Annotated in this window: 26 protein-coding genes and 1 pseudogene; 19 read left to right on the plus strand and 8 right to left on the minus strand. The window is 59.5% G+C overall.

Translation table 11 applies throughout. The features are described from left to right. Nucleotides 1-15 precede the first annotated feature (15 nt). From J3O30_RS24830 to J3O30_RS24840, 3 genes are all read right to left on the minus strand, one after another. Nucleotides 16-699 carry an MtnX-like HAD-IB family phosphatase gene (locus J3O30_RS24830; protein ID WP_207584457.1) on the minus strand — a complete coding sequence of 228 codons (684 nt, stop codon included), beginning with the start codon at nucleotides 697-699 and terminating at the stop codon, nucleotides 16-18. Between the two features lie 169 nt (nucleotides 700-868). Next, on the minus strand, nucleotides 869-2245 hold the full coding sequence (locus J3O30_RS24835) for an ATP-binding protein (RefSeq protein WP_207584458.1): 1377 nt from the start codon (nucleotides 2243-2245) through the stop codon (nucleotides 869-871). After that, nucleotides 2242-2898 carry a response regulator transcription factor gene (locus J3O30_RS24840; RefSeq protein ID WP_207584459.1) on the minus strand — a complete coding sequence of 219 codons (657 nt, stop codon included), beginning with the start codon at nucleotides 2896-2898 and terminating at the stop codon, nucleotides 2242-2244. The genes J3O30_RS24835 and J3O30_RS24840 overlap by 4 nt, the downstream gene beginning before the upstream one ends. 531 nt (nucleotides 2899-3429) lie before the next feature. Here J3O30_RS24840 and J3O30_RS24845 point away from each other — a divergent pair. The 4 genes from J3O30_RS24845 to J3O30_RS24860 all read left to right on the plus strand — a co-directional run bounded on the left by J3O30_RS24845 (nucleotide 3430) and on the right by J3O30_RS24860 (nucleotide 5499). Further along, nucleotides 3430-4182 carry a TMEM165/GDT1 family protein gene (locus tag J3O30_RS24845; protein WP_207584460.1) on the plus strand — a complete coding sequence of 251 codons (753 nt, stop codon included), beginning with the start codon at nucleotides 3430-3432 and terminating at the stop codon, nucleotides 4180-4182. After that, nucleotides 4179-4400: a hypothetical protein gene (locus J3O30_RS24850; protein WP_207584461.1), complete on the plus strand. Its 222-nt coding sequence runs from the start codon at nucleotides 4179-4181 to the stop codon at nucleotides 4398-4400. The genes J3O30_RS24845 and J3O30_RS24850 overlap by 4 nt, the downstream gene beginning before the upstream one ends. Nucleotides 4401-4540: 140 nt before the next feature. Continuing rightward, nucleotides 4541-5209: a response regulator gene (locus J3O30_RS24855; RefSeq protein WP_207584462.1), complete on the plus strand. Its 669-nt coding sequence runs from the start codon at nucleotides 4541-4543 to the stop codon at nucleotides 5207-5209. A 77-nt stretch (nucleotides 5210-5286) separates the two neighbouring features. Continuing rightward, nucleotides 5287-5499 (plus strand): sensor histidine kinase N-terminal domain-containing protein, encoded by a 213-nt coding sequence (locus tag J3O30_RS24860; protein WP_207584463.1) that lies wholly within the window; start codon nucleotides 5287-5289, stop codon nucleotides 5497-5499. A 74-nt stretch (nucleotides 5500-5573) separates the two neighbouring features. On the opposite strand, the gene J3O30_RS24865 is transcribed toward J3O30_RS24860, so the two are convergent. The 4 genes from J3O30_RS24865 to J3O30_RS24880 all read right to left on the minus strand — a co-directional run bounded on the left by J3O30_RS24865 (nucleotide 5574) and on the right by J3O30_RS24880 (nucleotide 9331). Then, on the minus strand, nucleotides 5574-6455 hold the full coding sequence (locus tag J3O30_RS24865; protein WP_207584464.1) for an ABC transporter permease: 882 nt from the start codon (nucleotides 6453-6455) through the stop codon (nucleotides 5574-5576). Between the two features lie 10 nt (nucleotides 6456-6465). Continuing rightward, entirely contained in the window at nucleotides 6466-7284 is an 819-nt protein-coding gene (locus tag J3O30_RS24870; RefSeq protein WP_207584465.1) for an ABC transporter ATP-binding protein, read from the minus strand. 94 nt (nucleotides 7285-7378) lie between these two features. Further along, nucleotides 7379-8392 (minus strand): ABC transporter substrate-binding protein, encoded by a 1014-nt coding sequence (locus tag J3O30_RS24875; protein WP_207584466.1) that lies wholly within the window; start codon nucleotides 8390-8392, stop codon nucleotides 7379-7381. Between the two features lie 294 nt (nucleotides 8393-8686). Continuing rightward, nucleotides 8687-9331: a HAMP domain-containing sensor histidine kinase gene (locus tag J3O30_RS24880; RefSeq protein WP_246762809.1), complete on the minus strand. Its 645-nt coding sequence runs from the start codon at nucleotides 9329-9331 to the stop codon at nucleotides 8687-8689. A gap of 90 nt (nucleotides 9332-9421) precedes the next feature. On the opposite strand from J3O30_RS24880, the gene J3O30_RS24885 reads away from it, so the two are divergent. The 11 genes from J3O30_RS24885 (at nucleotide 9422) to J3O30_RS24930 (ending at nucleotide 19697) form a co-directional block, all read left to right on the plus strand. Beyond that, nucleotides 9422-10027 carry a hypothetical protein gene (locus tag J3O30_RS24885; RefSeq protein ID WP_246762811.1) on the plus strand — a complete coding sequence of 202 codons (606 nt, stop codon included), beginning with the start codon at nucleotides 9422-9424 and terminating at the stop codon, nucleotides 10025-10027. 4 nt (nucleotides 10028-10031) lie between these two features. Beyond that, nucleotides 10032-10694 (plus strand): ABC transporter ATP-binding protein, encoded by a 663-nt coding sequence (locus tag J3O30_RS24890; protein ID WP_207584467.1) that lies wholly within the window; start codon nucleotides 10032-10034, stop codon nucleotides 10692-10694. After that, a complete protein-coding gene (locus tag J3O30_RS24895; RefSeq protein WP_207584468.1) occupies nucleotides 10687-11370 on the plus strand; it encodes an ABC transporter ATP-binding protein in 684 nt (227 codons plus the stop codon). Before J3O30_RS24890 ends, J3O30_RS24895 begins: the two co-directional genes overlap by 8 nt. Further along, the gene (locus J3O30_RS24900; protein ID WP_207584469.1) at nucleotides 11352-14006 is read left to right on the plus strand and encodes an FtsX-like permease family protein; all 2655 of its coding nucleotides are present in this window, start codon (nucleotides 11352-11354) and stop codon (nucleotides 14004-14006) included. The genes J3O30_RS24895 and J3O30_RS24900 overlap by 19 nt, the downstream gene beginning before the upstream one ends. Nucleotides 14007-14079: 73 nt before the next feature. Then, a complete protein-coding gene (locus J3O30_RS24905) occupies nucleotides 14080-14331 on the plus strand; it encodes a DUF1344 domain-containing protein (protein ID WP_207584470.1) in 252 nt (83 codons plus the stop codon). Between the two features lie 244 nt (nucleotides 14332-14575). After that, nucleotides 14576-14965 (plus strand): hypothetical protein, encoded by a 390-nt coding sequence (locus tag J3O30_RS24910; protein WP_207584471.1) that lies wholly within the window; start codon nucleotides 14576-14578, stop codon nucleotides 14963-14965. A gap of 79 nt (nucleotides 14966-15044) precedes the next feature. Continuing rightward, a complete protein-coding gene (locus J3O30_RS24915; RefSeq protein WP_207584472.1) occupies nucleotides 15045-15890 on the plus strand; it encodes a hypothetical protein in 846 nt (281 codons plus the stop codon). 176 nt (nucleotides 15891-16066) lie between these two features. Beyond that, nucleotides 16067-16618, plus strand: coding sequence for a phosphatase PAP2 family protein (locus J3O30_RS24920; protein ID WP_207584473.1), 552 nt, complete (start codon nucleotides 16067-16069; stop codon nucleotides 16616-16618). Nucleotides 16619-16733: 115 nt separating this feature from the next. Next, on the plus strand, nucleotides 16734-17438 hold the full coding sequence (locus tag J3O30_RS33335) for a DedA family protein (RefSeq protein ID WP_246762868.1): 705 nt from the start codon (nucleotides 16734-16736) through the stop codon (nucleotides 17436-17438). After that, a complete protein-coding gene (locus J3O30_RS24925; RefSeq protein ID WP_246762813.1) occupies nucleotides 17371-18768 on the plus strand; it encodes a phosphatase PAP2 family protein in 1398 nt (465 codons plus the stop codon). Before J3O30_RS33335 ends, J3O30_RS24925 begins: the two co-directional genes overlap by 68 nt. A 353-nt stretch (nucleotides 18769-19121) precedes the next feature. Continuing rightward, nucleotides 19122-19697 (plus strand): dihydrofolate reductase family protein, encoded by a 576-nt coding sequence (locus J3O30_RS24930; protein WP_207584474.1) that lies wholly within the window; start codon nucleotides 19122-19124, stop codon nucleotides 19695-19697. Between the two features lie 406 nt (nucleotides 19698-20103). Here J3O30_RS24930 and J3O30_RS33340 read toward each other — a convergent pair whose 3' ends face one another. Next, entirely contained in the window at nucleotides 20104-20286 is a 183-nt protein-coding gene (locus tag J3O30_RS33340; protein WP_246762814.1) for a hypothetical protein, read from the minus strand. A gap of 453 nt (nucleotides 20287-20739) precedes the next feature. Here J3O30_RS33340 and J3O30_RS24935 point away from each other — a divergent pair, with 453 nt between their 5' ends. The 4 genes and pseudogenes from J3O30_RS24935 to groL all read left to right on the plus strand — a co-directional run bounded on the left by J3O30_RS24935 (nucleotide 20740) and on the right by groL (nucleotide 24207). Next, nucleotides 20740-20886, plus strand: a complete 147-nt coding sequence (locus J3O30_RS24935; RefSeq protein WP_080753481.1) for a DUF1127 domain-containing protein — start codon at nucleotides 20740-20742, stop codon at nucleotides 20884-20886. Between the two features lie 834 nt (nucleotides 20887-21720). Further along, nucleotides 21721-21961 (plus strand): annotated as a pseudogene (locus J3O30_RS33345) (ISL3 family transposase); the annotation flags it as partial. A gap of 240 nt (nucleotides 21962-22201) precedes the next feature. Further along, nucleotides 22202-22498: a co-chaperone GroES gene (gene groES, locus J3O30_RS24940; protein WP_207584475.1), complete on the plus strand. Its 297-nt coding sequence runs from the start codon at nucleotides 22202-22204 to the stop codon at nucleotides 22496-22498. A gap of 65 nt (nucleotides 22499-22563) precedes the next feature. Continuing rightward, nucleotides 22564-24207, plus strand: coding sequence for a chaperonin GroEL (gene groL, locus J3O30_RS24945; RefSeq protein ID WP_207584476.1), 1644 nt, complete (start codon nucleotides 22564-22566; stop codon nucleotides 24205-24207). Nucleotides 24208-24287: the final 80 nt, after the last annotated feature.

Here is a 24287-nt window from a genome sequence, read left to right on the forward strand (position 1 = left end):
GCCTCTTGGTCTGGTTCATGCGATTTGGGATTGGGGGGCCGCGCGGCCTTGGCGCGCGATGCCTGCAAGGACCGCTTTCAGCTTGGAACGCAGGTCGGTGAAGTCGGCAAAGCCGATAAAGGGGATGCCATGGTCGGTGCAGTAATCGGCGAGCTTGTCCTTGGCGAAGACGAGATCGGCCATGCCGGCAACGCAGAAATCGCTTCGTCCGTCGCCGATATAGATGTGTGGTTCGATGCCCCAAATGATCTGGCATTTGCAGACACCCGAACCAGACAGACAGCCGGTCGCCGTGGGCGCGGGCGAAAGGGCGTAGGTCTCGCGGCCGTCGACGAGGCGCCAGGTGAGGCGGTTGGCAATGACGGGAAGATCGGCAATGCCGTTACGCAGCAGGACGTGACGGATGAAATGGTCGACGCCGTCGGAAACGACGCTCACCGGCAGGCCGGCCAGGCGGCAATAGTCGAGGAAGGACTTGAAGCCGGGGTCGATCGCGACCGTATCGAGGAATGCGCCTAGTTCGCCGCGGCTAGCTCGGATGAGGGCAATCTGCCGGCGCATGCAATCGGCCGATCCGATCAGGCCGTCCTTCCATTGCTTTTCGATCTCTTCCCATTCGGGATCGGCAAAGTGCGACAGTACGATGTCCGTCACGTCCTGAATGGAAATCGTGCCGTCAAAATCGGAGAAGACCTGCATCAAATGCCCTTTCGAACTCTCTGCGGCGGTGTTTACCGGGCGTCGATGAGGCAGGACTGAAGGGAAAATGATGCGAAAATGAAATATGCGGGACGCCGCGTCCTGAAATGCCTGCGCCGCGCTTTGAGAGCGTGGTTCTACAGGCTTCGATCGGGATCGGGAGGAGGGTTCAGGTCTTCGGCAGTCCCAGCTCAACCCGCAAGCCGTGCCCCCAGACCGGTGTGGAAAGCTTCACCGATGCGGCAAGACGATCCGCCGTGTCGGCGACAATGGCAAGCCCGAGGCCGGCGCCCTCGGCGCTGAGGGTGTCGAGTCGATAGAAGCGCTTGAAGACGGCCTCACGTTCATCGGGCGGAATTCCCTGTCCGCTGTCACTGATTGAAATCAGCCAGAAGTCGGCCTCCGGGGCGAGAACCACCTCGATCCGACCGCCGGGTGGGGTGTACTTTATCGCGTTGTCCAGGAGGTTGCCGACCATCATCTGCAGCAGCGATGCGTCCGTACTCACCTCGGCCGATTCAGGACCGACCAAAGAGACGTCGAGCTTGCGGCTGGTGATGATGTTGCCGACTTCCGCGAGCGTCGATGCCATCAGATGGTAGAGACGAACAGGCATCGGATTTAGGGGATGGTGGCTAACCCTCGCAAGGCGCAGCAATTGCTCAATCAGATGGGTTGCCCGGTTGTTGCTGGTAACCAGATCGGCAATGATCGCCTTGCGCTCCTGTTCGTCGTCGGTGCCATCCAGCATCTGCAAGAGCAGTTTGACGCTTGCTTGCGGCGTGCGCAGTTGATGGGCGGCAAGATCCGAAAAGCGCCTTTCCAGCGTCAGCGACCGCCCGAGCTTGCCGAGAAGCTGATTGACTGAGCGGCCGAGCGGCAGGAGATCCCTGGGCAGATCGCCGACCGGTATTTCTGAAAGGTCGTCCGGGGAACGGGTTCGAATCTGGTGGACCAGTCCATGGATGGTGCGCAGGCCGCTATTGATGCCGAGCCAGATCAAGAAGCCGATCACCGGTACTAGGACGAGCAATGGAAAGAAGAGGTTCAACAAGATGTTGGATACCAGTGTCTGGCGTAGCGAGATCTTCTCGCCGACTTCCATGACGATTCCGGAATCCGGGATCGGCAGCGAATAGACGCGCCAGTCCTCGTTACGATAGCTCAGGTTCGTGAAACCCGCCTGCTGGTGTGGCACGTCGGACTGAAAGGCAGTGCTGCTGAAGAACATGATCTTGCCGTCTACCCAGGCGCGGAACATGTGCGCGTCGGCGTAGTCGTCAGCATCCTCATTAAAGGCGAGCTGATTATCCATGCTGAAATCGATATCGTCGACTTGTTGCGGCGTGCGGTCGAGCGAATGTTGCAGCCGGTTATGCAACAATCGCCACAAGACGTTTGCATCGTTGATGAGCTGCGCATCGTAGATGTTGTTGATCTCGCGTGTGGCGCTGTTGAAGGCGAAAGCGCCGATCACTATAATCGTCACCACTACGACAGGTGCGATCCTGAAGAAAATCTTGCGTGTGAGGGTTGACTGGCTCATCGCTCGATCATGTAACCGATGCCACGGATCGATTTGATGAAATCGGTTCCGAGCTTCTTGCGCAGATTGTAGATCGTCACCTCGATGGCATTGCTTTCGACGGTGCTGTTGGCATCATAGAGAGCGTATTCGATATCGTTCTTCGTCACATAGCGACCGCTTCGCTCCATCAGGAGCTTGAGCAGGTGAAATTCCTTGGCCGTGGTGTGAACCTGCAGACTGCCCTTGCGCGCCACCATCGCCGCCGGATCCACCTCGATATCACCGCACCGCAAGATGCTTTCGGCCCGGCCTTCGCGGCGACGGATGAGGGCGCGCAGGCGTGCAAGCAATTCGTCAAGGTCAAAGGGTTTGATCAGATAGTCGTCGGCGCCCTCGTCGAGCCCTTCCACCTTCTGCCTGACGGCATCGAGCGCTGTCAGGAGCAGGACCGGGACCGTGTTACCCTTCCGCCTTATGCCTTTGAGGACGCCGATGCCGCCTAGAACCGGAAGGTTGATGTCGAGGATGACGGCTGCAAATTGCGAGTGCTCCGCGGCTTCGAGACCTGACTGGCCGTCGCGCATCCAGTCGACTCCATAGGCATGTTTCTCCAGCGCCCTCTTCAGCGATGAGCCGAGAATGCTGTCGTCTTCAACAAGCAGAATACGCACGTTTCCTCCGATTCTCGTGTCGGCATGCTGCCGATGTGAATGGCGATTTAAAGCATTGTTGTGGCAGGTGGTGACGGAAACGATCGCGCCCAGATCACAATCTCAAGCCAGCAGCAGACTCGACCTTGTGCTCAGTCGATGCATAGAAAGGCCCCAAGGTGCGGCGCCAAGGCGTATTGCCTATAAGCTCGTACCAAGAACAATCTATAAATACGCATATCGAATGCGACGTTTTCCATAACAGGCGGGGTCGCAGAAGTTTGTGGACTCTCACCGGCGACGAAGCGCGATATAGGTGGCACCGTTGCCATGTTGCTTCATCCGGAGGAATGTGGCGTGTTATCTATTTGAACTAACTGGCAGAGTCTTGTGGCCAGCTGCAAAACGACTTTATCGGCCGGCAGGAAGATGGCTGTCCGCCATTGACCCGCGAGGTGGTCGACAGCGCATTTGACGGACGCTGCTGGTGCCTGCAGGTTCCTCGTGCACATCGATTTCCGAACTCTCCTGGACTAAACACGGACACTAATCATGACAACAATAACAAGTATCATCTCCACCGTGACAGCAGCCTTTCTAGGCTCCTTCGTGGAGGTCGTCGAAGCGTTCACCATTATCCTTGCGGTCGGCGTGACCCAGAGTTGGCGGCCGGCCTTCATGGGCATGGGCCTGGCGCTTGTCGTTCTCGCCGTTCTGGTGCTGGTCTTCGGGCCGCTGCTCGGCCTCATCCCGATCGACATTATGCAATTCGTCATCGGCACGCTGCTGATTCTGTTCGGCCTGCGCTGGCTGAGAAAAGCCATTTTGCGTGCTTCTGGTTTCATCGCCCTGCATGACGAGGAAATGGCATTTGCCGAGGAGACGGGCAGCCTTCGTCGGCAGGCGGACAACCGCAGGGCAGACTTTCTGGCCGGCGTTGTAGCATTCAAGGCCGTCCTGCTCGAAGGGGTGGAGGTGGTGTTCATTGTGATCGCCACCGGCGCACGGCCCGGCATGCTCGGCTATGCGAGCCTGGGGGCGTTGGCGGCCTGCCTTCTCGTTCTCCTTATCGGCCTTTTCGTCCACAAGCCGCTCTCGACCGTTCCGGAAAACACGCTCAAACTCGTGGTTGGCCTGATGCTGAGTGCATTTGGTATTTTCTGGGTGGGGGAAGGCATCGGCACGGATTGGCCGGGGGCCGATCTCTCGCTGCTGCCGATCTTCGGGGTATTGGCGCTCTTCTCGTTGGTGGCCGTCAAAGTGCTTCGCCGGTACCACAACGCGCATATGGAACCTGCCCAATGAACATTCTCAAAATCGCAATCCACGAACTCGTCGGCATGTTCATAGACGACGGCGCACTGGCCCTTTTGGCGCTAGTCCTGATCATCGCCGTCGGCTTTTCAGTGAAATGGGGGCTGCTCGGCGGCTCAATCGGCGCCGGCATACTGATCATCGGATGCCTGCTGATCCTGGCCGAGAGCGTCGCGCGGGCTGCGAGGCGGAAATTCATGCACAAGTGATGGCCCTATGAAATTTGGAAGGACTCTACCAACTCAGCTCTCCGACAAGTCTCATCGGCTGTGCCATCTTTTCTTTAATGCTAGGAGCAGACATCTCTAACGTCGCGACATTCCCGGGTGATTTGTAGTAGTGTCCTCCTATGAAAATCCTGCTCGTCGAAGACAATCATGAGTTGGCGGCGTGGCTTGGCAAGGCCCTCAAGCAGGCGAACTATGCGGTCGATATCGCACATGATGGCGAAGACGCGGGGCATCTCCTGAAGGTAGCGGAGTATGCCGTCGTCATTCTCGATCTGTCGCTTCCGAAAATTGACGGAATGACGCTGCTCAAGGGGCTCCGACAAGCCGGCAACAAGGTCCCCGTTATCATCCTCACCGCCAATGCCAGCCTCGACGGCAGGGTCGCCGGACTGGATGGCGGCGCGGACGATTATCTTGCCAAGCCTTTTGAAATAGCGGAGCTGGAGGCCCGCATCCGCGCGCTTGTCCGGCGCGGCCATGACCGGGCAGCGCCCCAGATAGCCATCGGAGACCTAATTTTCGACGGCGGCACGCGCCAGTTCACTCTGGCGGGCGAGACGCTGGTTCTAACGCCGCGAGAACATGCGGTACTCGAACTCCTTGTCCTGAAGGTCGGCACGACGGTCGCAAAGGCAACATTGTCGGAAAGCGTCTTCGGCTTCGACGACACGGCGGACGCAAGCGCGATCGAAATCTACGTGCATCGCGTGCGCAAGAAACTCGAGGGCAGCTCCGCCCAGATTGCAACGCTCCGTGGCCTTGGCTACATGTTGCGCCATGCTGGGTGAAAATGCCAAAATTCTCGAAAAAGACGCCTGGCAACCATCCACCTGCTCTACGCAAGCCTGCGCATCCAGCTGTTGACATGGGTCTTTCTGACCTCATCGGCCTCGCGAACCGCACAAATCTCTACCTCAGCTTCCTCACAGTCAATGCGACGGCCCACCTTATCTTCGACCAGACATTGATGGCTTCGGCGCGCGTCATTGCCGATGGTGTCACCGTCGATGAAGCGGGAGCAGCGCAGATCGCCGGAGGGCTACTGCTGACCGTCAGAATTCCGGCCGTCACACACTGATCGAACAGATCCTGCCAATATAAAACACCGGCGCCGAAGGGCGTCGGTGTTTTAAGCTGCCATCCATAGCAGGATCATTGAATATCGAGGCTCTGCTGCGGGCGCCACTTCGCCAAGCGGTTTTCGATCTGCGTCATGATGAATTCAGCGATCAGCGTTACGATCATCACAAGGACGATGGCGGCATACATGCCTGCTGCGTCGAAGGTACCTTTGGCGATTGAAATCAGCTGGCCGATGCCGAAGCGAGCGCCGACGAATTCGCCGACGATAGCGCCGATGATGGCAAAGCCGAAGGAGACGTGAAGGCTCGCAAAAATCCAGCTCATGGCCGAAGGAACGATCACGGCCCGCGTGACGTGCCAATCAGAAGCACCAAGGATCCTCGCATTGGCGATCATGTTGCGGTCGGCTTCACGAACTCCCTGGAACGCATTGGCGAACACGACGAAGAATACCATGATGAAGGCAAGCGCCACTTTGGATGGCAGGCCAAGGCCGAGGATCATGATGAAGATCGGTGCCAGAACCACTCGCGGGATGGAATTGATCGCCTTGATATAGACCGACAGAACATCCGACAGAAAACGGTTGCGACCGAGGCTTACACCGACGATGACACCGGTAATGGAGCCGCAGAAGAATCCGATCAGAGCCTCTTCCATCGTCACCCAAAGGTTATACCAGAGTGAACCTTCACTGGTGCCGTTGACCGCCCAATCATAGAGACGGAAGATAATGTCGCTCGGGCTGGAGTAGAAAAACGGATCGATCCAAAGCAGGTTGGATGACAGCTGCCAGAGTGCCACAACCGCGACGAAGATCCCGATCTGCAGCGACAGAACCTGCTGCTTACGTCTCTTGATCGCGCCAAGCGCGGCGGCTTCGATTTCGGAATCCGATGTGCCGGGGCGAAAGACGACGGCCGGCACGTTGTCTGCGGTAATGTTTGCCATGCTTGTCTCCTTATGCAGCTTCGCTGGAACGGCGATAGCTGGCCTCGACCTCCTGGCGGAGATCCTCCCAGATCGCCTTGCAATAGTCGATGAAGCGGGGCTCGTAGCGAATTTCCGACACGACACGCGGGCGCGGAAGATCGATCGTGTAGACGGACTTGACCGTGGCTGGGCCGGCTGTCAGCACATAAACCTTGTCGGCAAGCGCGACGGCTTCCTCCAGATCATGGGTCACGAAAACGACCGAAGCCTTTCGTTCCGCCCACAGTCTCAGCAATTCCTCGTGCATCACGGTGCGGGTCTGCACGTCGAGCGCCGAGAAGGGTTCATCCATCAACAGGATTTCCGGCTCGTTGATGAAGGTTTGCGCCAGCGCGACACGCTTACGCATTCCACCCGAGAGCTGATGCGGATAGTGATGCACAAACTTTGAAAGGCCGACGCGCTGAAGCCAGCGCTTGGCGCTATCTTCTGCTTCCTTCCTGCTCTTGCCGCGAAATAGGGGGCCGGCCATAACGTTGTCGATGACATTCCTCCAGGGAAAGAGCGCGTCCGTCTGGAAGACGAAGCCAACGCGCGGATCGATACCATCGACCGGTCCGCCCATCAGCCTGACCTCGCCGGAACTGGGCCGCGCAAGCCCCGTTACCAGGTTAAGCGTGGTAGATTTGCCGCAGCCAGTCGGGCCAACGACAGCGACGAATTCGCCTTCTTCCACGGACATGGTGAAATCGCGCAACGCTGTCAGCGACTTGCCTGTCGGAGAGACAAAGCGCCTGCTGACATTGAGAAGCTCGATTGCCGGCTTCCGAATGTGGATGTCTGACATTGGTTTTTCCTGACGCGCGCCGGTAAGGCTCGCCTGCGAAGCCGAGGACATGCCCGCCCCCGGCGAATGTGCCGGAGGCGGTTCTGAAAGCCGCCTACATGACCTTCTTGACGAATTCCGTGGTGTAGGTCTTCGAAAGATCGATCTGCTTTCCCTGCATATTCTTCGAGAAGGAAGAAAGAACAGAGAGAACGGTCTTCGGACCATCTTCCGGCATCACGCCATCGGCGGTAAACATCGCCTTACCTTCGTCGAGCGCTTTGACGTAACCTTCCTTGTCGCCGACATAATAGTCCTTCGGCATCTTGTCGGCGATCTCGGCGCCGGAATGCGTATTGATGAAGCGCAGTGTCTTCACGAAGGCATTGGCAAGCTTCTGGGTATCGTCCTTGTGGGCATCGACCCAGGAAGTTTCCATGTAGAGCGAGGCTGCGGGGTAGGTACCGCCAAGGGCCTGGCGTGCACCATCCATCGTGCGCATGTCGACGAGGACGGTTGCTTCCTTGGTCTTCAGAAGACGGGAGATCGTCGGCTCGGTCGTCATGCCCACCTGGATTGCATCCTGCTGCATGGCGGCGATAAAGGTCGCGCCAGCACCGACCGGAACGGAGGTGACGTCGCCGGACTTCAGGCCGGCCTTGTTGGCCATGTACTGGGTCAAAAAATTAGTCGAGGAACCAAGACCGGTGACCCCGGCGCTATGACCCTTGAAGTCCGCGACGGACTTGATTTCCGGATGCTTGGCCGAGACGAGTTCGACTTCGCCCGGAGCCTGGCTGAACTGGACGACCGATTCGACGAACTTGCCCTTCGCCTGCAGGTCGACGCAATGGTCATAGAAGCCGACAACGCCCTGGACCGCGCCGGCCAGAAGCTGGTTCTCCGCATCAACGCCGGCCGGTTCGTTCAGAAGCTCGACATCGAGGCCTTCATCCTTGAAGTAACCGAGGCCTTCAGCCAGTTTTGCGGGTAGATAGATCTGCTTTTCGTAGCCGCCGACCATCAGCGTGATCTTGCCGGCTGCATGCGCAGAATTTGCTGCAAGCATCGACGCGAGCATGACGACAGACAGTGCAGCTGAACTGAATAACGTGCGTGTAGAACGCATGGGGTCTCCTCCTGAGTTTTCGTATCGCACCTACGTCGCCACGATGGCTACGCGCTCCTCTGCGATAAGGGCGAAGATAGCTGGCCCAAGCTTTCAACCAGCTTTCAGGCGGATCAAGGATGAGAAAAAGGTTCCGACCGAGGCGCAGCGCGTATCCGCTGCTGCTCAATTGGGACGCTCGCGCCATCCCGGTGTCGACGACCCTCAACGAAACCTAGATCCGTTGCATTTTCTCACTCAATCATCGTAATCAATCCGTTCGCATTCTACCGCATCATACTTGTCAGGCGGGAACTAACGCGACGCCTTCATTGGGACCAGCCGTACAACGAGGCACGCGATGAGGCCGGGCCGGTCCTGGCGCATGGAGAGCGCGACCCGCGCCCCTTGTCTTTCGGCTGCCGCCTTGGCGATCGCCAGCCCCAAGCCGCTCCCCTCGCTATCGTGAGGGTTGGCACGGAAGAACCGCTCGAAGACGCGTGTCATGTCGTCCTCGGCGATGCCGGGTCCTGTGTCGCGGATCTCGATCCGTGCTTCTTCTCCGGTGACCTCCACCGCGACATCGACGGTTCCACCCGACGGTGTGTACCGCACGGCGTTCTCGACCAAATTGTCGAGGATGATTTCGAAATCCGCAAGCGCGCCGATCGTGACGGCCTCATCCCGGCGGGTAATGCCAAGATCGATCGACCGGCTGCCAGCGAGCGGGGTCAGGCGTGCGATCGTGTCGACAGCAAGCTGGGCGAGGTCGACCGGCCGCGGGCTCGGCGCAGGTTCGCGGGCATCGTAATGGGCGAGGCGCAAGAGCTTGTTTACAAGGCTTGTGGACCTGCCGATGCCGGCCTCCAGCTCGGACAACCCCTGGGCAAATCGGCCATCGCGGTCGTCGTGCCGAAGGTTGTCGAGCTGAATCTGGAGCGCCGAGAGAGGCGTGCGCAATTCATGGGCCGCATCCGAAACGAACCGGCGCTGTCGCTCGGCTTGGGGGCGAGCAGCCGCCTAAGACCCTCCTAATTCTACGAGCGTCATATGCCCTTGCTGGTTTGCAAAGGAGTCTCAGTCATGACCGTTCGTTGTTGGATCGCCGCCGCATTCGCCACGCTGCTGATGGTGGCATCTGGCGCACTTCTTCCAGCCGCGGCGCAGGAAAAACTCGTTGCGCCTGAAACGAACCCGCCGGGCGACATTCCCGACAACCAAGTCTTTGTGGTTTACACCGCGCCGGATGGGTTCAGCTTGAAAGTGCCAGAGGGATGGTCGCGGAAACTGAGCGGCGCCAGCGTTCGGTTCTTCGACAAATACGATGAAATCGACGCTGCGCTGGGGACGGCGAATGCGGCTCCGACGGTTGCCTCGGTCCGGGCTGGCGAAGTCCCAGAGCTCGAGAAAACCGGGCACGCCGTCAAGGTCACCGCGGTCAAGGCCGTGAAGCTCGTGGCCGGACCGGCTGTTCGCATCAGCTACCAGTCGAATTCCGCGGCAAACCCGGTCACGAACAAGCAGATCCGCCTGGAGCACGAGCGTTTCATTCTGTTCAAAGGCGGCAAGACGATCACCCTCGATCTGGCTGCGCCGGCCGGCGCGGATAACGTCGACCAGTGGCAGCTGATCTCCAATTCGCTGCAATGGAAGTGAACGCATGACCGTGCTGGAGACAACCGAGCTCTACCGTTTCTTTCACACCGGTGACGACGAGGTCGTGGCGCTGCGCGGGGTCACCATGACACTTGAGCGTGGGGAATTCACGGTATTGCGAGGCCCGTCGGGTAGCGGCAAGTCGACACTGCTTGCCTGTCTTTCCGGCATCGACGAGCCGGATGGCGGCACAGTGTCGATCCTCGGCGAGCGCATGACCCGGCGCCCGGAACCCGATCGGGCTCGCCTGAGAGCCCGCCATTTCGGCATGCTCATGCAGTCCGCCAATCTGTTCGAGCATTTGACGGTGCGGGCCAACGTTCGTCTCCAGATGCAGATATCCGGCTCCGACCGGCCTGGCGAAATCGATGGCCTGCTCGGCAATCTCGGCCTCGACGGTCTCGCCGACATGTTGCCCGCCCATCTTTCGGGCGGCGAAGCGGCGCGAGCCGGACTTGCCGTCGCTCTCGCGGCAAAGCCGTCGATCCTGCTCTGCGACGAGCCGACCGCCGAGGTGGATGCAGCAACGGAACAGCGTGTCATCGATCGCCTCATCGACATTTGCCGCGCTGGTACAGCCGTTCTCGTCGTCACCCATAGCAGCGCGCTCGCCGCCCGCGCCGATCGCATTATCAATATCCGGGACGGACGCATCGCACATGATTAAGCCATTGGTCATTGCTGCCGATTTGTGGCGCAGCTTTCAGCGCGAGCGGGGGGTTGTCTCGGCCGTCCAGGGCTGCTCCTTCAGAATTGACGCAGGTGAGACTGTCGCAATCATCGGGCCTTCTGGCTGTGGCAAGACGACACTCTTGAACCTGATCGCCGGGCTGGATCGCCCAAGCTCCGGCCGAATCGAGTGGCCCGGGCTCGGTCCGCCCGACACGTTGCGCCCGGAGCGGATCGGCGTCGTCTTCCAGTCGGCAAACCTGATGCCCGCGCTGACTGCTTCCGAGAACGTCGAGTTACCGATCCTTCTTAGCAACGGCGCCGAAGCTGAGGCGCGGGCCCTGGCTGCGCTTACCGCTTTTGGGGTCGAAGCCCTGTCGGCAAAGCTGCCGGAACAGCTCTCCGGCGGCCAAGCCGAGCGGATCGCCGTAGCCCGGGCCGTAGCGACCAGTCCGCAACTGATCGTCGCCGACGAGCCGACGGGACAACTCGATCAGGCGGGCGGCGCCATGCTGGTCGACAGGCTCCTCGCCTGGGGTCGGCAGTCGGGGAGCGCCATCGTCATCGCTACGCATGACGAGCGTGTGGCTGCAAAGATGAACCGCATCTGGCGGATGCGACACGGCAAATTCGAGATTATGGGCGCGAGGACCGAATGTACGAGCACTGGTTGATCGGACTTGTCCGAACCCGTTCGGGTCGCCTTGTCGGCACCATCGGAGGTGTCGCGCTGACCGTTGCCTTCGTCACGTGTCTGGGTACCTTTTTGCAGTCCAGCGCGGCCGAGATGACCGCGCGATCGATCGCCCAGGTTCCCGTCGACTGGCAGGTCCAGCTACTGCCGGGGGCAGATGGTGGCGCGGTCGAGGCCGGAATCCGCTCTGCCGCGCCGGTTGCCGCTTTGCAGCTGGTCGGCTATGCCGACGTGCCCGGCTTCGAGGCGAACACTGGGGGCACCGTCCAGACCACGGGCGGCGGCACCGTACTCGGCATGGAAGCGAGCTATGTTGGCCAGTTCCCGGCCCAGATCCGGCGCTTGCTCGGATCGGTCGACGGTGTCCTGGTGGCGCAGCAAACTGCGGCCAACCTGCATATCTCGTTGGGCGATGAAGTCACCATCCACCGCCACCAAGCGCCTGATATCAGCGTGACGGTCGCCGGCATCGTCGATTTGCCGAACGCCGATGCGATGTTTCAGGCGATCGGTGTCCCGCCTGGCGCCGCACCACAAGCCCCGCCCGACAACGTTTTGCTGTTGCCGATGTCTCAGTGGGAGCAGGTGTTCCAGCAGCAAGGCGCCGGCCGGCAGGATACCGTTCGGAGCGAGTTCCACATCAGGCTCGATCATCACGACCTGCCATCCGATCCGCTTGCCGCGAGCACATGGGCGACCGAGCGCGGCCAAAATTTCGAGGCCCGCGCCGCCGGTGCGGCGCTGCTTGCAAACAATCTGGCGGCTCGCCTGGAAGCCGTGCGCGAGGATGCCCTCTATGCGCGGCTGGTCTTCCTGTTCCTTGGCGCCCCAGGGGTCATCCTCGCTGTCCTGCTCACACTTGCCGTCGCAGGCGCCGGACGGGACAGGCGCCGCCGCGACCAAGCGTTGCTGCGGCTGCGCGGAGCGACGGTTGACACTGTTCTTCGCCTTGCCGCGGTCGAGGCGGCTGTCGCGGGCATCGGCGGCTCGCTACTTGGTATTTTCGTCGGAGCTGTGGCCGGATACCTCATCCTTGGGGTGGCGCTCTTGCGCAGCGAAGCCGTTGCCCTGCTCGGCACGGTGGTCGTGGCCGGAGTGGCGCTTTCTCTTGCGGCGATCCTGATCCCCACTTGGCGCGACGCTCGCGGCTCGACGGTTGCCGCCGCACGCCGGTCAATCGGCAAGCACCGGACGCCGCTCTGGAGTCGCGGCTATGTCGACTTGGTGTTGCTCGTGCTAGCCGCCGCGTTCTACTGGCGGTCGGCGGCGAGCGGATACCAAGTCGTCCTTGCCCCGGAGGGCGTGGCAGCGACGGCGGTCGACTACACGTCCTTCCTGCCTCCTGTCCTCCTATGGAGCGGGTTGGCGCTGCTTGCCGTGCGGCTGGTCGGGGCCGGGCTGCAGCACGGCCGGTCGGTCATCGCCAGAGGCCTGCGACCTGTCGCCGGTTCTCTCGCGGATGTCATCGCCGCGACCTTCGGGCGGCAGGGCCCGCGGCTGACCGCTGGCGTAGGCCTTGCAGCGCTTGCCTTCGCTTTCGCGGCATCGACCGCAATCTTCAACGCGACCTACGAGGCTCAGGCCCGGATCGACGCCGAGCTCACCAATGGCGCCGACGTCACCGTTACGGGCACACCCGCCGAGCCCGCATCCAAGGCATTCGATCGTCTTTCCAAGCTGCCGGGGGTGCTGGCCGCCCAGCCGATGCAACATCGATACGCTTACGTTGGAACGGACCTTCAGGATCTCTATGGTATCGATCCGGCGCGCATCGGGTCAGCCACAGCGATGTCCGATGCCTATTTCGCCAATGGCGACGCCGGGGCGACGCTCGCCGATCTCGCACGAACATCCGATGGCGTGCTCGTATCGCAGGAGACCGTGAACGATTATCAGCTCAGTCGCGGCGACAGCATCAATCTTCGTCTGCAAAACGCGGCTGATCACCAATACCACATCGTGCCTTTTCACATCGTAGGCGTGGTGCGCGAATTCCCCACGGCGCCCAGGGATTCGTTTCTGGTCGCCAACGCAGCTTACATTGCGCAACAGACCGGTTCCGCGGGAAGCGAGATTGTCCTGATCCGATCGAACGGCGATCCGGCCCGGGTCGTCCGAACTGTCCGAAGCGCGATCGCGGATCTGCCAGCGCTCAAGGTCAGTCAGATTGGTGATGCCGTTGCTTTGATCGGATCGAGCCTCACAGCGATCGACCTCGCCGGTTTGACGCGGCTTGAGCTGATCTTCGCGTTGGTCATGCTTGCCGTCTCGGGCGGACTGGTCCTGGGGCTAGGGCTGGCCGACCGGGAACGCTCTTTCGCCATCCTCGTCGCGCTTGGTGCCAAGCCGCGGCAGCTTGGCGCCTTTGTTTGGAGCGAAGCTGGATTGGTAGTCGGCGGCGGCATGCTTCTCGGCCTCTCGGCCGGAGCGCTCATAGCCCATGTGCTCGTCAAGCTGCTGACTGGGGTATTCGACCCGCCACCCGAGTCGCTTTCGTTGCCCTGGGGCTATTTCGCTGCCCTCGTCCTCACCGCGACCAGCGCCGCTCTGCTGGCCGCGACGAGCGAGGCGATGCGCAGCGGGGCACACGTCACCGAGAAGTTGAGAGGCGAATAAGCATCGGCCGCGCCGGCGCTGCCTTGCGAAAAATTCTACAGATTGGGGGCAGAAACCATGAAAGGAGAAAGAAATGAAACCACAAATGCTTATGGCCGCAATACTGGCGCTGGCACCGATGGGCACGGCACTCGCTGCCCAGACGTCCGGCATGATCACCGCGATCAGCAAGAAGGCCGATACGATCACGTTGTCGGACGGCAAGAACTATACCCTGCCCGAAGGGATCGAGGATACCAAACTCCGCGTCGGCGAGAAGGTTCAGCTAACCTTCGCGATCAAAGGCGGCAAGGCGGTCGTCTCTCACCTGACCCCGGAGAAGTGAGGCTTGCGGGGGCCGGCGGCACCGCCGGCCCCCGCTTTTGTACGCGATTGCGACCGATTGCTTACGTGTCAGGACCCACACCGGCATCGGCTCTAATTCTCCGCTAATAGTATCTGCGTAGTCATTGCCGGACAATGCAAACGCCAATGGCTAGACGGAGAGTGCGCCGGCGGCAGCGAGGGGCAGCCGACCACCCCGAAGCCGATGCAGGCGTGACGCGTTCCAGAATTTAGGGGATTTTTGAATGAGACAGATCTTTCTCGCCATCGCGCTCATTATTGCTCCGGTGGCGGCTTTCACGGGTTTTGAACTCTATGCCAACAATGCGCCCGCCAAAACGGCAGACCTCGGTGATCTCTCATCGTTCAAGACCATCGTTGCCGACGTTCAGGCCCTCGCTGCCAAGGGTGATCTGACATCGGCCGCAAAGCGGATCACGGACTACGAGACCGCATGGGATCAGGCCGAGAGCGCAATCCGTCCGCTGAATCCGAACGACTGGAACAGCATCGACGCTGCCTCCGATGCTGCGCTCAAGGCGCTACGCCAATCGGCCCCGTCGGCCGACAACGTCAACAAGACGCTCGCCACCCTTATGGCGGTTCTCAATCATCCGGCCCAGCCATCTCAGTAGGCCGACGCGAACCGTTGTTCCGCGCCCTTCGCGCCGCTCAACCGCGAGACGTTTCATCGCCCATTCAAGGATACTCGCCATGCCCGCTACGACAGAAACCGCGAAAGCTGTTGTCTACAATCGCGTTCCCCGCGTCACGGCCGACTTTTGGCTCATCAAACTGATGGCCGTTACCATGGGCGAAACGGCGGCCGATTATCTCAACATGCAAATGGGCTTGGGACTGACGGCGACATCGCTGATCATGTCAGCAATTCTCGCCGGCGCACTGGTTTGGCAATTTGCCCAGAAGAAGTATGTTCCTGCCGCCTATTGGCTTTCGGTGGTGCTCATCAGCATCGTTGGCACATTGATTACCGACAACCTGGTCGACAACTTCAATGTACCGCTGCTGGATACGACCATCGCATTCTCGATCGCCTTGGCGCTGACTTTCCTACTCTGGTTCCAGACAGAGCGTACGCTTTCGATCCACTCCATATTCACCAATCGACGCGAGGCCTTCTATTGGCTCGCTATCCTGTTCACCTTTGCGCTCGGCACTGCGGCGGGCGATCTGGTCGCCGAGAAGTTCGCGCTTGGATATTTGGCGACCGGCATCCTGTTCGGGATGATCATCTTGTCGCTCAGCATCGGCTATTTCTTCCTGGGTCTCAACCCGATACTCGGCTTCTGGCTGGTCTACATCCTGACCAGGCCCCTGGGAGCTTCGTTCGGCGATCTGATGTCTCAGCCCGCGCAATATGGCGGCCTCGGCCTCGGCACGATCATAACGAGTGCAATCTTTCTCGCCGCGATCGTCACGATCGTCGCCTTCATGAGCCTGCGGCACGGAGGTGACGAATTGGTCGTCGTCGGTCAAGATGGGGAGCTGCTGGCGGTGGGTGAGGGCAAAAAGCTGATTGCCGCCAACGACGGACTCTGAAGCGGTCGACAGCGCACTTTGGGACATCACCGGCCCGCGGCGACATTCCTTGCTGGCGCCGCTTTCGTGGCTGTCACAATCCGAGCGCAGGTGGAGATCCAACCAATATCCAAGCGTCAGTTGACTAGCCGAGATTGATGTCTTCGGGGCTGCAAGGGTTGAACTGGAGTGTGACAATGTATGGACTCGACGTAGCTGTAACTCGTGCCATTAATGGATTGGCGGGACATAGCGCTGCGATCGACTACTTGATGGTCTGGATCTCCGGTATCGGCGTCCCGGTCATGGTGATGGCGGTAGCCCTGCAATGGTGGCGCGGGTCTGACAGGCCGCATATACGGCATGTCATCGTGGCGGCAGGCTTCTCGTTCTTGCTGGGACTCGGCCTCAACCAACTCATTCTTCTCTTTATCCACCGGGCTCGTCCCTATGACAGCGGAGTAACAAACCTGCTGATCGAACGGAGCGCCGACTTTTCGTTTCCCTCCGATCATGCAACGGCGACCTTTGCGATTGCGGCCGCTTTTCTCCTTCACGGCGCCCGACGCTCCGGATTTGCCTTCCTTGCGGCGGCGTGCTTTGTCACCTTCTCCCGCATTTACATCGGGACCCACTACGCCAGCGACGTCTTCGGCGGAGCACTGACCGGTGTCATCGCAGCACTCATGGTCCTTGCAATATATCGCGAAGGCACCAAAGCTGACCGCCTGATCACTCGAATCTTTTAGGTTACCGGCAATGCTCGCGGGGTTTCTCTCATCGGTGATCCATTGGCTGAGCGCGCATTCCCATATTGCCTACATTGCAGTGTTCCTGCTTGCACTCTCCGAGTCGATCCCAATCATGGGCGTCGTTGTCCCCGGCACGGCGGTCATAATTGCCTTAAGTGCGCTAGTGCCGAATGGCGTTCTCCTCCTCTGGCCCTTGATGGCCGCAGCGACTTTTGGCGCGATCGTCGGAGACGGCTTATCATTCTGGCTCGGCCACCGATACCATCGCGAGATTCTCTGCCTCTGGCCGCTAAAGCGATACCCGGAGCTGATCGAGCGTAGCGAAGCCTTCTTCAAGCGGCACGGTGACAAGAGCGTGTTTATCGCCCGTTTTGCGCCTGGTGTTCGAGCATTCATCCCGCTTCTCGCGGGCATGCTCGGGATGCCCGTCAGGCGGTTCTATGCGGTCAACATCACTTCGGCCCTGGTGTGGGCACCGTCACACATTCTACCGGGCGTTCTCGTCGGTGTAACGTTCGGTGCTCTGGGCTCGGCAGCAAGGCCGTTGGCAATCCTTTTAGTCATTCTGCTCGCAACGGGTTGGGTGACGTGGCGTCTTGGGCGGTGGGTATTAAGGCGAGGTTTTCCCCTTCTGGAGGTTCTCGTCACAGAGGCACGAAGGTGGTCTGAGACCCGCAACACGTGGCTCAGCCGCCGTGTCGGCGACATGCTCCGATCCGGCGCGCCCGGAAGCGTGGGTTCTCGCCATCATGCTTGGCTTACTCGGCGGGGCCGCCTGGTTGTTCCTCGGCATTCTCGAAGATGTGGTCAATGGTGATCCGCTGGTTCTCGCAGACCACGCCATTTATAACGCATTGCAGGAGGTTCGCACGCCGCTAGGCGATGCGATCATGGTTGCCATCACGGAGATTGGTGACACCAAAGTTGTGGTGGTCGTCACCACAGTCATATTCCTATGGCTTGCTTGGAAGCGGGCTTGGCGCACGGCTGCCTTCTGGCTGGCTGCTGTCGGTGGCGCGTCGGCTCTCAATACGGTCATCAAGGTGGCACTTCACAGGGCAAGACCGGATGAGCTGTTGTATTCCGGTTGGAGCGCGTTTTCTTTTCCGAGCGGCCATAGCACGACGAACATGGCGCTCTATGGCTTTCTTGCATTTCTGATCGCCGGCGAGCTTCGCCCAGCACTGCGCGTCTTGATCGGCACGGGAGCCGCAGTTCTTATCTTTATGATCGCGTGCTCGCGTCTATACCTCGGTGCACATTGGTTCTCCGATGTGGCCGGCGGAGCGGCGGTTGGATCCGCATGGTTTATTCTGCTCGCCATCTTTTATCTGCGGCGTCCGGTCGAACGAATAGGATCTTCAGCGCTGCTCGTGACCGCGTCCGCAGCCATTATCCTTGCAGGCGCCGGCAACATCTATCACAGCCACTCCACTGATATTGCGCGGTACGCGGCCAAAAACGCGATACATGCGCTCGCCGTTGCTGATTGGTGGACGACTGGTTGGCAGACCCTTCCGGACCGTCGGGTCGATCTCACCGGCGAAGTGGAAGAGCCGCTCACATTCCAGTGGGCGGGGAGCCTGCAGGGTTTGCAGGATCTTTTGCAGCAGGACGGTTGGAGGCCATCCCTCGGTTGGACGCCAGTCACTGTACTTAAATGGCTCACCGCGTCTACAGATACCACCGTTGTTCCGGTGGTGCCTCATTTTGCCAGCGGCCGTCTACCGGATATAGCCTTCGTTCGGTCCTCAACCGCGCTGGCCCCGTCGACCGCGCGGCTCGTTCTCCGTCTTTGGGAAACCGATATGAAGCTCGAGGATAGAGAGCAGACCCCGCTTTGGGTGGGTTCGATAACGGAGGAGCGGATCTACCGACTACTATCGCTAGTTACAATGGTCTCGACACAGCCTGATTTCACCGGACCACGGGAAGCGCTGGCGCGATCACTTCGGGAAGGACATCTCGTGTCGCGCGATGAAGTGGAGGCCAAGGGAGGATGGGACGGGCGTGTTCTGCTGGCTCGCCAGAAGGCATCTCATCCGCCCCCGCTCCTCCCTAGCAACCCGGCCCAGCCGGTCGGATCGGGGGCTGATCCGAGGAACAAGTGTCGCGTTTCTAATTGGCTGGAACCGTCGCGGCTCTAACCAGCTTTGACAACACTGGGATAGCGGGTCAACGGGTCTGGCACGGCGATAGCTTTCGAGGCCAGCGTCCGGCTTGTTGCAATGGCGTTCACGGTTTAGGCCAGGAACATCGCATAATGGATCGACCGGAACACACAAGCCGAAGTGGGGAGGGGCGGAGAGCAGTCTTTAGGAGCGGCTTCATTCACCTTGCGTGGCTGCCGGAATCTGCTGCGGATAGATGCCGTGCATCACAGAGGAGTTCGGACGCTTCAAGAGGCCGCGACGAGTTATTTTTTGTCCCCGATGTAGATTTGACCGACTCTCATTCGTCATGAAGGCGTAACCGCAACCGATCGGTCACGGAGATGCAAATGACCAAGGTCGCTTTCAATATCAGCATGTCGCTCGACGGCTTCATTACCGCAGGAAACCAGACCAGGGAGGAACCACTCGGCAAGAACGGCGAATTTCTTCACGAATGGTTCTTCAACAGCGGTGCAGAGGGCGATGCATATGTGCAGCGCCTCACCAGCAATGTTGGCAGCGTGATCTGCGGGCGCAAATGCTATGACGACTCGATCCCATACTGGGATGAGAACGGGCCGACGGGGCCGTTAAAGCTGCCGCTTTTCGTCGTCACTCACCGGCCGTTACTCGCCTCGCACAGCACTGGAATCTATCACGCGGTTGGGACAATTCCCGACGCGGTGAAGCAGGCGAAGTCGGCGGCCAGAGGCAAGGATGTGAGCCTCATGGGCGGAGCCGACGTCTTTCGCCAAGCACTGGCCGGCGGGCTTGTCGACGAGATCGAGTTGCATATCGTGCCGGTGCTCTTTGGTGCTGGGAGTCGCCTGTTCGACACGCTGCCCAACCAGATCAAGCTTGAGCCCACCAGCATGCTCGACACGCCACTCGCTCGGCATATCGCCTATCGCATTGTGAAGTAAGCGAACGCAACCAGCCCTGTCTGACCAGGGTCCAGTCCCACAAATACCGTTTATGCCCCGCGCCGCCTCAAAAGACGTGGTCGGCGGTTCGGATCCCTTCAAGGCGACCGGTGGGTAAACGGACAGCAAGCGGAATAATTTGCGCCGCGAATGGGACGCTGACAGTTCGAATCCCACAACACAGAGTTTCGCTAAGTCATTTCCCTCGAGATCCCATGCGGCTTACCGCTAAAACTCCGCATCAGGTGTCGAAAGACGACGCGAAGTTCCGCCGGTACATGCCGCTTCGTCGGGTAGTCGGCCTGTAAGATGAGGTCGCGCGTTCTAACCTCTCGGCCACAGAGCTATTTTTGGCTGCAACGCGCTCGGTGGCTCAAGGCTTAGAGAGCAAGATGGACGAACGCGTTCACAGCGTGCTTTTCAACTGGTATCCGGCCCGGTCTGACGAGTCGCGATCAGAACGATGCAGGTTAATAATTCGCGATGCGTCCTTGGAGCTTATCCCGTGTTTCTTCGCGAAGTAATCGACATCGTAAGGATCGGAGATTTTCCTGCGTGTCTCCCGTTCGGTCAGAGGATCTCGCCGCATTTTGGTCTCCTTGGGGCAATTTGGAATTTGCCATCCGACGATGGCTGCGCCGGACCAGTTTGGCGATAGTGAAGATCGTTTCTAACCCCTTTGGCGAGCTTTCTGCTCGGAGTGTTGCAGGGAAGACTCAAGCTGTTCAGGTCTAAGCCAAAGCAGCGCCTGCGAACGTCCCTTTGAGGCATCAATTGTGCGACCCTACCCATGGCGCGGACGCTGGAGCAGGCCTGCATGTAGCTGAGCCTCTGCGATCAAGCGCCTCACGGCCTTCGATCGGTTCAGGGCTCGATCTGCATAGCGTTCAAGCAGAACCCCTCAAACTTTGCGCCAGACGCATGGGTGGCGTGAGTTATCGTCACTGTTTTAAACCGATTGAAAGGACTATATTCCAATCATCGAAACGACGCCGGGACCAAGGGTTGCTGACGTCAAAAGCTCTCCGGAAAGGGGATTATTATGAACGTAGCACGCTCTTTCAACAACTGGCGCAAGTTCCGTCAGACCGTTACTGAACTTGGCCGCATGTCCAGTCGCGAACTGCAAGACCTTGGCATTGACCGCGCGGATATTCGCAGCGTTGCCCGCGCATCGGTTGCTCGCTAACAGGGGTACTTGCCCACTTTTGATTGCTTCTACGCCCGCTGATGATGCGGGCGTTTTCGTTTCAAGATAGTGAGAGCTTATCTCATTCAACTTCACGCTTTTGCGAGATATGGAGCTATGGCTCCCGCGCATACCTGCACTGCAGCATTGAGACTGTTAAATCCGCGACGATAGCATATCTTAATCCTCATCGAAGCAATGCACCTCCTCCCGCAGAGCTTCGTGTTTCAGACGGCCCACTCCTCCTCCCAAGGGACGTCTATTGGAACAGCGGCACTCCTCCTCCCAGTCGTTGTTCGGTTCTTTTTGAAAGCCTGCCGCACCTCCTCCCGCGGCAGGCTTTTTCGTTTTGGGACGGGCGTTCGTCGGTGTCGCTTGGCAGTTTGAGGGGTAATTGGGGACGAGAGCACCGAACCCCACTTGAAAACCCCTCAGCGGCTCGTATTAGGCTGACTGTGCAGCAGCTCCGGCCCCTGGTGCGGTGATCCGTGTCAGGGAACCTTGCCAAACATCGCGAACGTTTCGTGCTGCCACGGACCATTCAGATGCCGCCACGGATCAAGGCCGACAATCTCGATAGGATGCGGTCGAAATTCTCTCACGAGCGACACGTGCAAAGTATCCGCTACCAACCTCGTGACCTTGTTCTGGATCGTGATGTGGGGCTGCCACTTCTGCATGTCCTGGCCACCCAACCAGGGGATGAACTCACCCCGCAGCTTGGCGTGGATGCCCTGAAGGTCCGGGCTCGCAATCGTGAAGGCAACGCCAGTGCCGAGATGACGAAGGCACTGACGTCGGCTGTGATTGGGCTATATTTGGCTGAAGCCTATTCGCCAGGCAGGTGTTCGATACGGTCCATGCCCTGAGCAAAGAAGGTTTGTCATGCTCCGAGATAGCACGTCGCACCGGATATGGCCGACACAGCATCGCGAAATGGCTGACTTTCGAATCCCCACCCGATCGACGCAGGGCTGCACTGCAGCCCACATTCCCTTTATACTTCGAAGCGTTTCTTACCCAGTGTTGGAAAGATGGCAATCGCTGCGGGCGGTATCTGTTTCACGATATCAGGCATACATACGCGCCGATGCATGAGAGCATATACATCTCACGTCGATTTCGACCCTTCTTGCAGACTTGGCCCTAGCGATCTAGGTGCGCTACCGCGTACGGTCTTCGACCGCGCTGCAACTCAATGGGCTCGACAAATACCGGCATGACACGAATCCTCGCTGGCACTCTCAACGCAAGACTGCTAAGGTGAGGTATCGGGATTGGCCATTCGGCCGCGACCCCGTTGAGGAACCCCAAAATGATTAATACCATTTTCCGGCCGCTGCACGACCGCGTCGTCGTGCGCCGTATCGAGGCTGAAGCCAAGACCAAGGGCGGGATCATCATTCCCGACACCGCCAAAGAGAAGCCGCAGGAAGGCGAAATCGTCGCCGTCGGCACCGGCGCACGCGACGAGAGCGGCAAGATCGTTCCCCTCGATGTCAAGGCGGGCGATCGCATCCTGTTCGGCAAGTGGTCCGGCACCGAGATTAAGTTCAACGGCGAAGACCTGCTGATCATGAAGGAAGCAGACGTCATGGGCGTCATCGCCTGATCTTCGGCCGCTTCCTTATTTCCTTTTGACGAAGACCATGGGGCCAATGGCCCGGGAGTTATTCCATGTCTGCGAAACAGATCAAATTCGGCCGTGATGCACGCGAGAAGCTGCTGCGGGGCGTCGATATTCTTGCCGATGCAGTGAAGGTCACGCTCGGTCCGAAGGGCCGCAACGTCGTGATCGACAAGTCCTTCGGCGCACCGCGCATTACCAAGGACGGCGTCGCTGTCGCCAAGGAAATCGAACTGGACGACAAGTTCGAAAACATGGGCGCCCAGATGGTCCGCGAAGTCGCTTCGAAGACCAATGACGTCGCTGGCGACGGTACCACCACAGCTACCGTTCTCGCCCAGGCGATCGTTCGCGAAGGCGGCAAGGCCGTTGCAGCCGGCATGAACCCGATGGACCTGAAGCGCGGCATCGATCTCGCCGTTACCGCGGTCGTGAAGGACCTGCTGGCCAAGGCCAAGAAGATCAACACATCGGAAGAGATTGCCCAGGTCGGCACCATCTCGGCCAATGGCGAGAAGGAAATAGGCCAGTATATCGCCGACGCGATGCAGAAGGTCGGCAATGAGGGTGTGATTACCGTCGAAGAAGCCAAGACCGCCGAAACCGAGCTCGAAGTCGTCGAAGGCATGCAGTTCGATCGTGGTTATCTTAGCCCCTATTTTGTCACCAATGCCGAAAAGATGGTGGCTGAACTGGAAGATGCCTATGTGCTGCTGCACGAAAAGAAGCTCTCCAATCTGCAGGCCATGCTTCCTATCCTGGAAGCAGTCGTCCAGAGTGGCAAGCCGCTGCTCATCATTTCCGAGGACGTCGAAGGCGAAGCTCTCGCGACGCTCGTCGTCAACAAGCTGCGCGGCGGCCTCAAGATCGCTGCCGTCAAGGCTCCTGGCTTCGGCGACCGCCGCAAGGCCATGCTGGAGGATCTGGCGATCCTGACCGGCGGCACTGTCATCTCCGAAGACCTCGGCATCAAGCTCGAAAACGTCACGCTCGAGATGCTCGGCCGTGCCAAAAAGGTCTCTATCACCAAGGAGAATACTACCATCGTTGATGGTGCGGGCACCAAGGCGGATATTGACGGTCGCATCGGCCAGATCAAGGCTCAGATCGAGGAAACCACCTCCGACTACGACCGCGAGAAGCTGCAGGAACGCCTTGCCAAGCTCGCTGGCGGCGTTGCCGTCATCCGCGTTGGCGGCTCGACGGAAGTCGAAGTCAAGGAAAAGAAGGATCGCATCGACGACGCGCTCAACGCCACACGCGCGGCTGTTGAAGAAGGCATCGTTCCAGGCGGTGGCACAGCTCTGCTGCGCGCTTCCATCGTCCTCGATATCAAGGGCGAGAATGACGACCAGAACGCCGGTATAGCGATCATCCGCAAGGCACTTCAGTCGCTGGTTCGCCAGATTGCCGAAAACGCCGGTGACGAAGGTTCGATCGTGGTCGGCAAGATCCTGGAAAGCAATACCGACAACTTCGGTTACAACGCTCAGACGTCTGAATATGGCGACATGATCGCCATGGGCATTGTCGATCCGGTAAAGGTTGTGCGCACCGCCCTGCAGAACGCGGCTTCGGTTGCCGGCCTGCTGGTGACCACAGAAGCCATGATTGCCGATCTACCGAAGAAGGATGCTACCGGCGGCGGCATGCCTGACATGGGCGGCATGGGCGGCATGGGCGGCATGATGTAACGGGTCCGCTCCGGAGCTCCCGGAATTACTCCGCAGCTTGGGCTTTTATCAAAGCCCAAGCTGCGCCAATAAAAAGCAAG

Source organism: Rhizobium sp. NZLR1 (genome assembly GCF_017357385.1).
Classification (GTDB): Bacteria; Pseudomonadota; Alphaproteobacteria; order Rhizobiales; family Rhizobiaceae; genus Rhizobium.

Bases quoted from the DNA above. Each gene is read 5' to 3' on its own strand.
- J3O30_RS24860 (WP_207584463.1), top strand. From the start codon at position 5,287: ATGGGTCTTTCTGACCTCATCGGCCTCGCGAACCGCACAAATCTCTAC.
- J3O30_RS24900 (WP_207584469.1), top strand. From the start codon at position 11,352: ATGTACGAGCACTGGTTGATCGGACTTGTCCGAACCCGTTCGGGTCGC.
- J3O30_RS24875 (WP_207584466.1), bottom strand. From the start codon at position 8,392: ATGCGTTCTACACGCACGTTATTCAGTTCAGCTGCACTGTCTGTCGTC.
- groL (WP_207584476.1), top strand. From the start codon at position 22,564: ATGTCTGCGAAACAGATCAAATTCGGCCGTGATGCACGCGAGAAGCTG.
- J3O30_RS24910 (WP_207584471.1), top strand. From the start codon at position 14,576: ATGAGACAGATCTTTCTCGCCATCGCGCTCATTATTGCTCCGGTGGCG.
- J3O30_RS24870 (WP_207584465.1), bottom strand. From the start codon at position 7,284: ATGTCAGACATCCACATTCGGAAGCCGGCAATCGAGCTTCTCAATGTC.
- J3O30_RS24865 (WP_207584464.1), bottom strand. From the start codon at position 6,455: ATGGCAAACATTACCGCAGACAACGTGCCGGCCGTCGTCTTTCGCCCC.
- J3O30_RS24930 (WP_207584474.1), top strand. From the start codon at position 19,122: ATGACCAAGGTCGCTTTCAATATCAGCATGTCGCTCGACGGCTTCATT.
- J3O30_RS24885 (WP_246762811.1), top strand. From the start codon at position 9,422: ATGCCCTTGCTGGTTTGCAAAGGAGTCTCAGTCATGACCGTTCGTTGT.
- J3O30_RS33340 (WP_246762814.1), bottom strand. From the start codon at position 20,286: ATGCGGCGAGATCCTCTGACCGAACGGGAGACACGCAGGAAAATCTCC.
- J3O30_RS33335 (WP_246762868.1), top strand. From the start codon at position 16,734: ATGGGCGTCGTTGTCCCCGGCACGGCGGTCATAATTGCCTTAAGTGCG.
- J3O30_RS24830 (WP_207584457.1), bottom strand. From the start codon at position 699: ATGCAGGTCTTCTCCGATTTTGACGGCACGATTTCCATTCAGGACGTG.
- J3O30_RS24855 (WP_207584462.1), top strand. From the start codon at position 4,541: ATGAAAATCCTGCTCGTCGAAGACAATCATGAGTTGGCGGCGTGGCTT.
- J3O30_RS24835 (WP_207584458.1), bottom strand. From the start codon at position 2,245: ATGAGCCAGTCAACCCTCACACGCAAGATTTTCTTCAGGATCGCACCT.
- J3O30_RS24895 (WP_207584468.1), top strand. From the start codon at position 10,687: ATGATTAAGCCATTGGTCATTGCTGCCGATTTGTGGCGCAGCTTTCAG.
- J3O30_RS24915 (WP_207584472.1), top strand. From the start codon at position 15,045: ATGCCCGCTACGACAGAAACCGCGAAAGCTGTTGTCTACAATCGCGTT.
- J3O30_RS24905 (WP_207584470.1), top strand. From the start codon at position 14,080: ATGAAACCACAAATGCTTATGGCCGCAATACTGGCGCTGGCACCGATG.
- J3O30_RS24890 (WP_207584467.1), top strand. From the start codon at position 10,032: ATGACCGTGCTGGAGACAACCGAGCTCTACCGTTTCTTTCACACCGGT.
- J3O30_RS24845 (WP_207584460.1), top strand. From the start codon at position 3,430: ATGACAACAATAACAAGTATCATCTCCACCGTGACAGCAGCCTTTCTA.
- J3O30_RS24925 (WP_246762813.1), top strand. From the start codon at position 17,371: ATGCTTGGCTTACTCGGCGGGGCCGCCTGGTTGTTCCTCGGCATTCTC.
- J3O30_RS24850 (WP_207584461.1), top strand. From the start codon at position 4,179: ATGAACATTCTCAAAATCGCAATCCACGAACTCGTCGGCATGTTCATA.
- J3O30_RS24935 (WP_080753481.1), top strand. From the start codon at position 20,740: ATGAACGTAGCACGCTCTTTCAACAACTGGCGCAAGTTCCGTCAGACC.
- J3O30_RS24920 (WP_207584473.1), top strand. From the start codon at position 16,067: ATGTATGGACTCGACGTAGCTGTAACTCGTGCCATTAATGGATTGGCG.
- groES (WP_207584475.1), top strand. From the start codon at position 22,202: ATGATTAATACCATTTTCCGGCCGCTGCACGACCGCGTCGTCGTGCGC.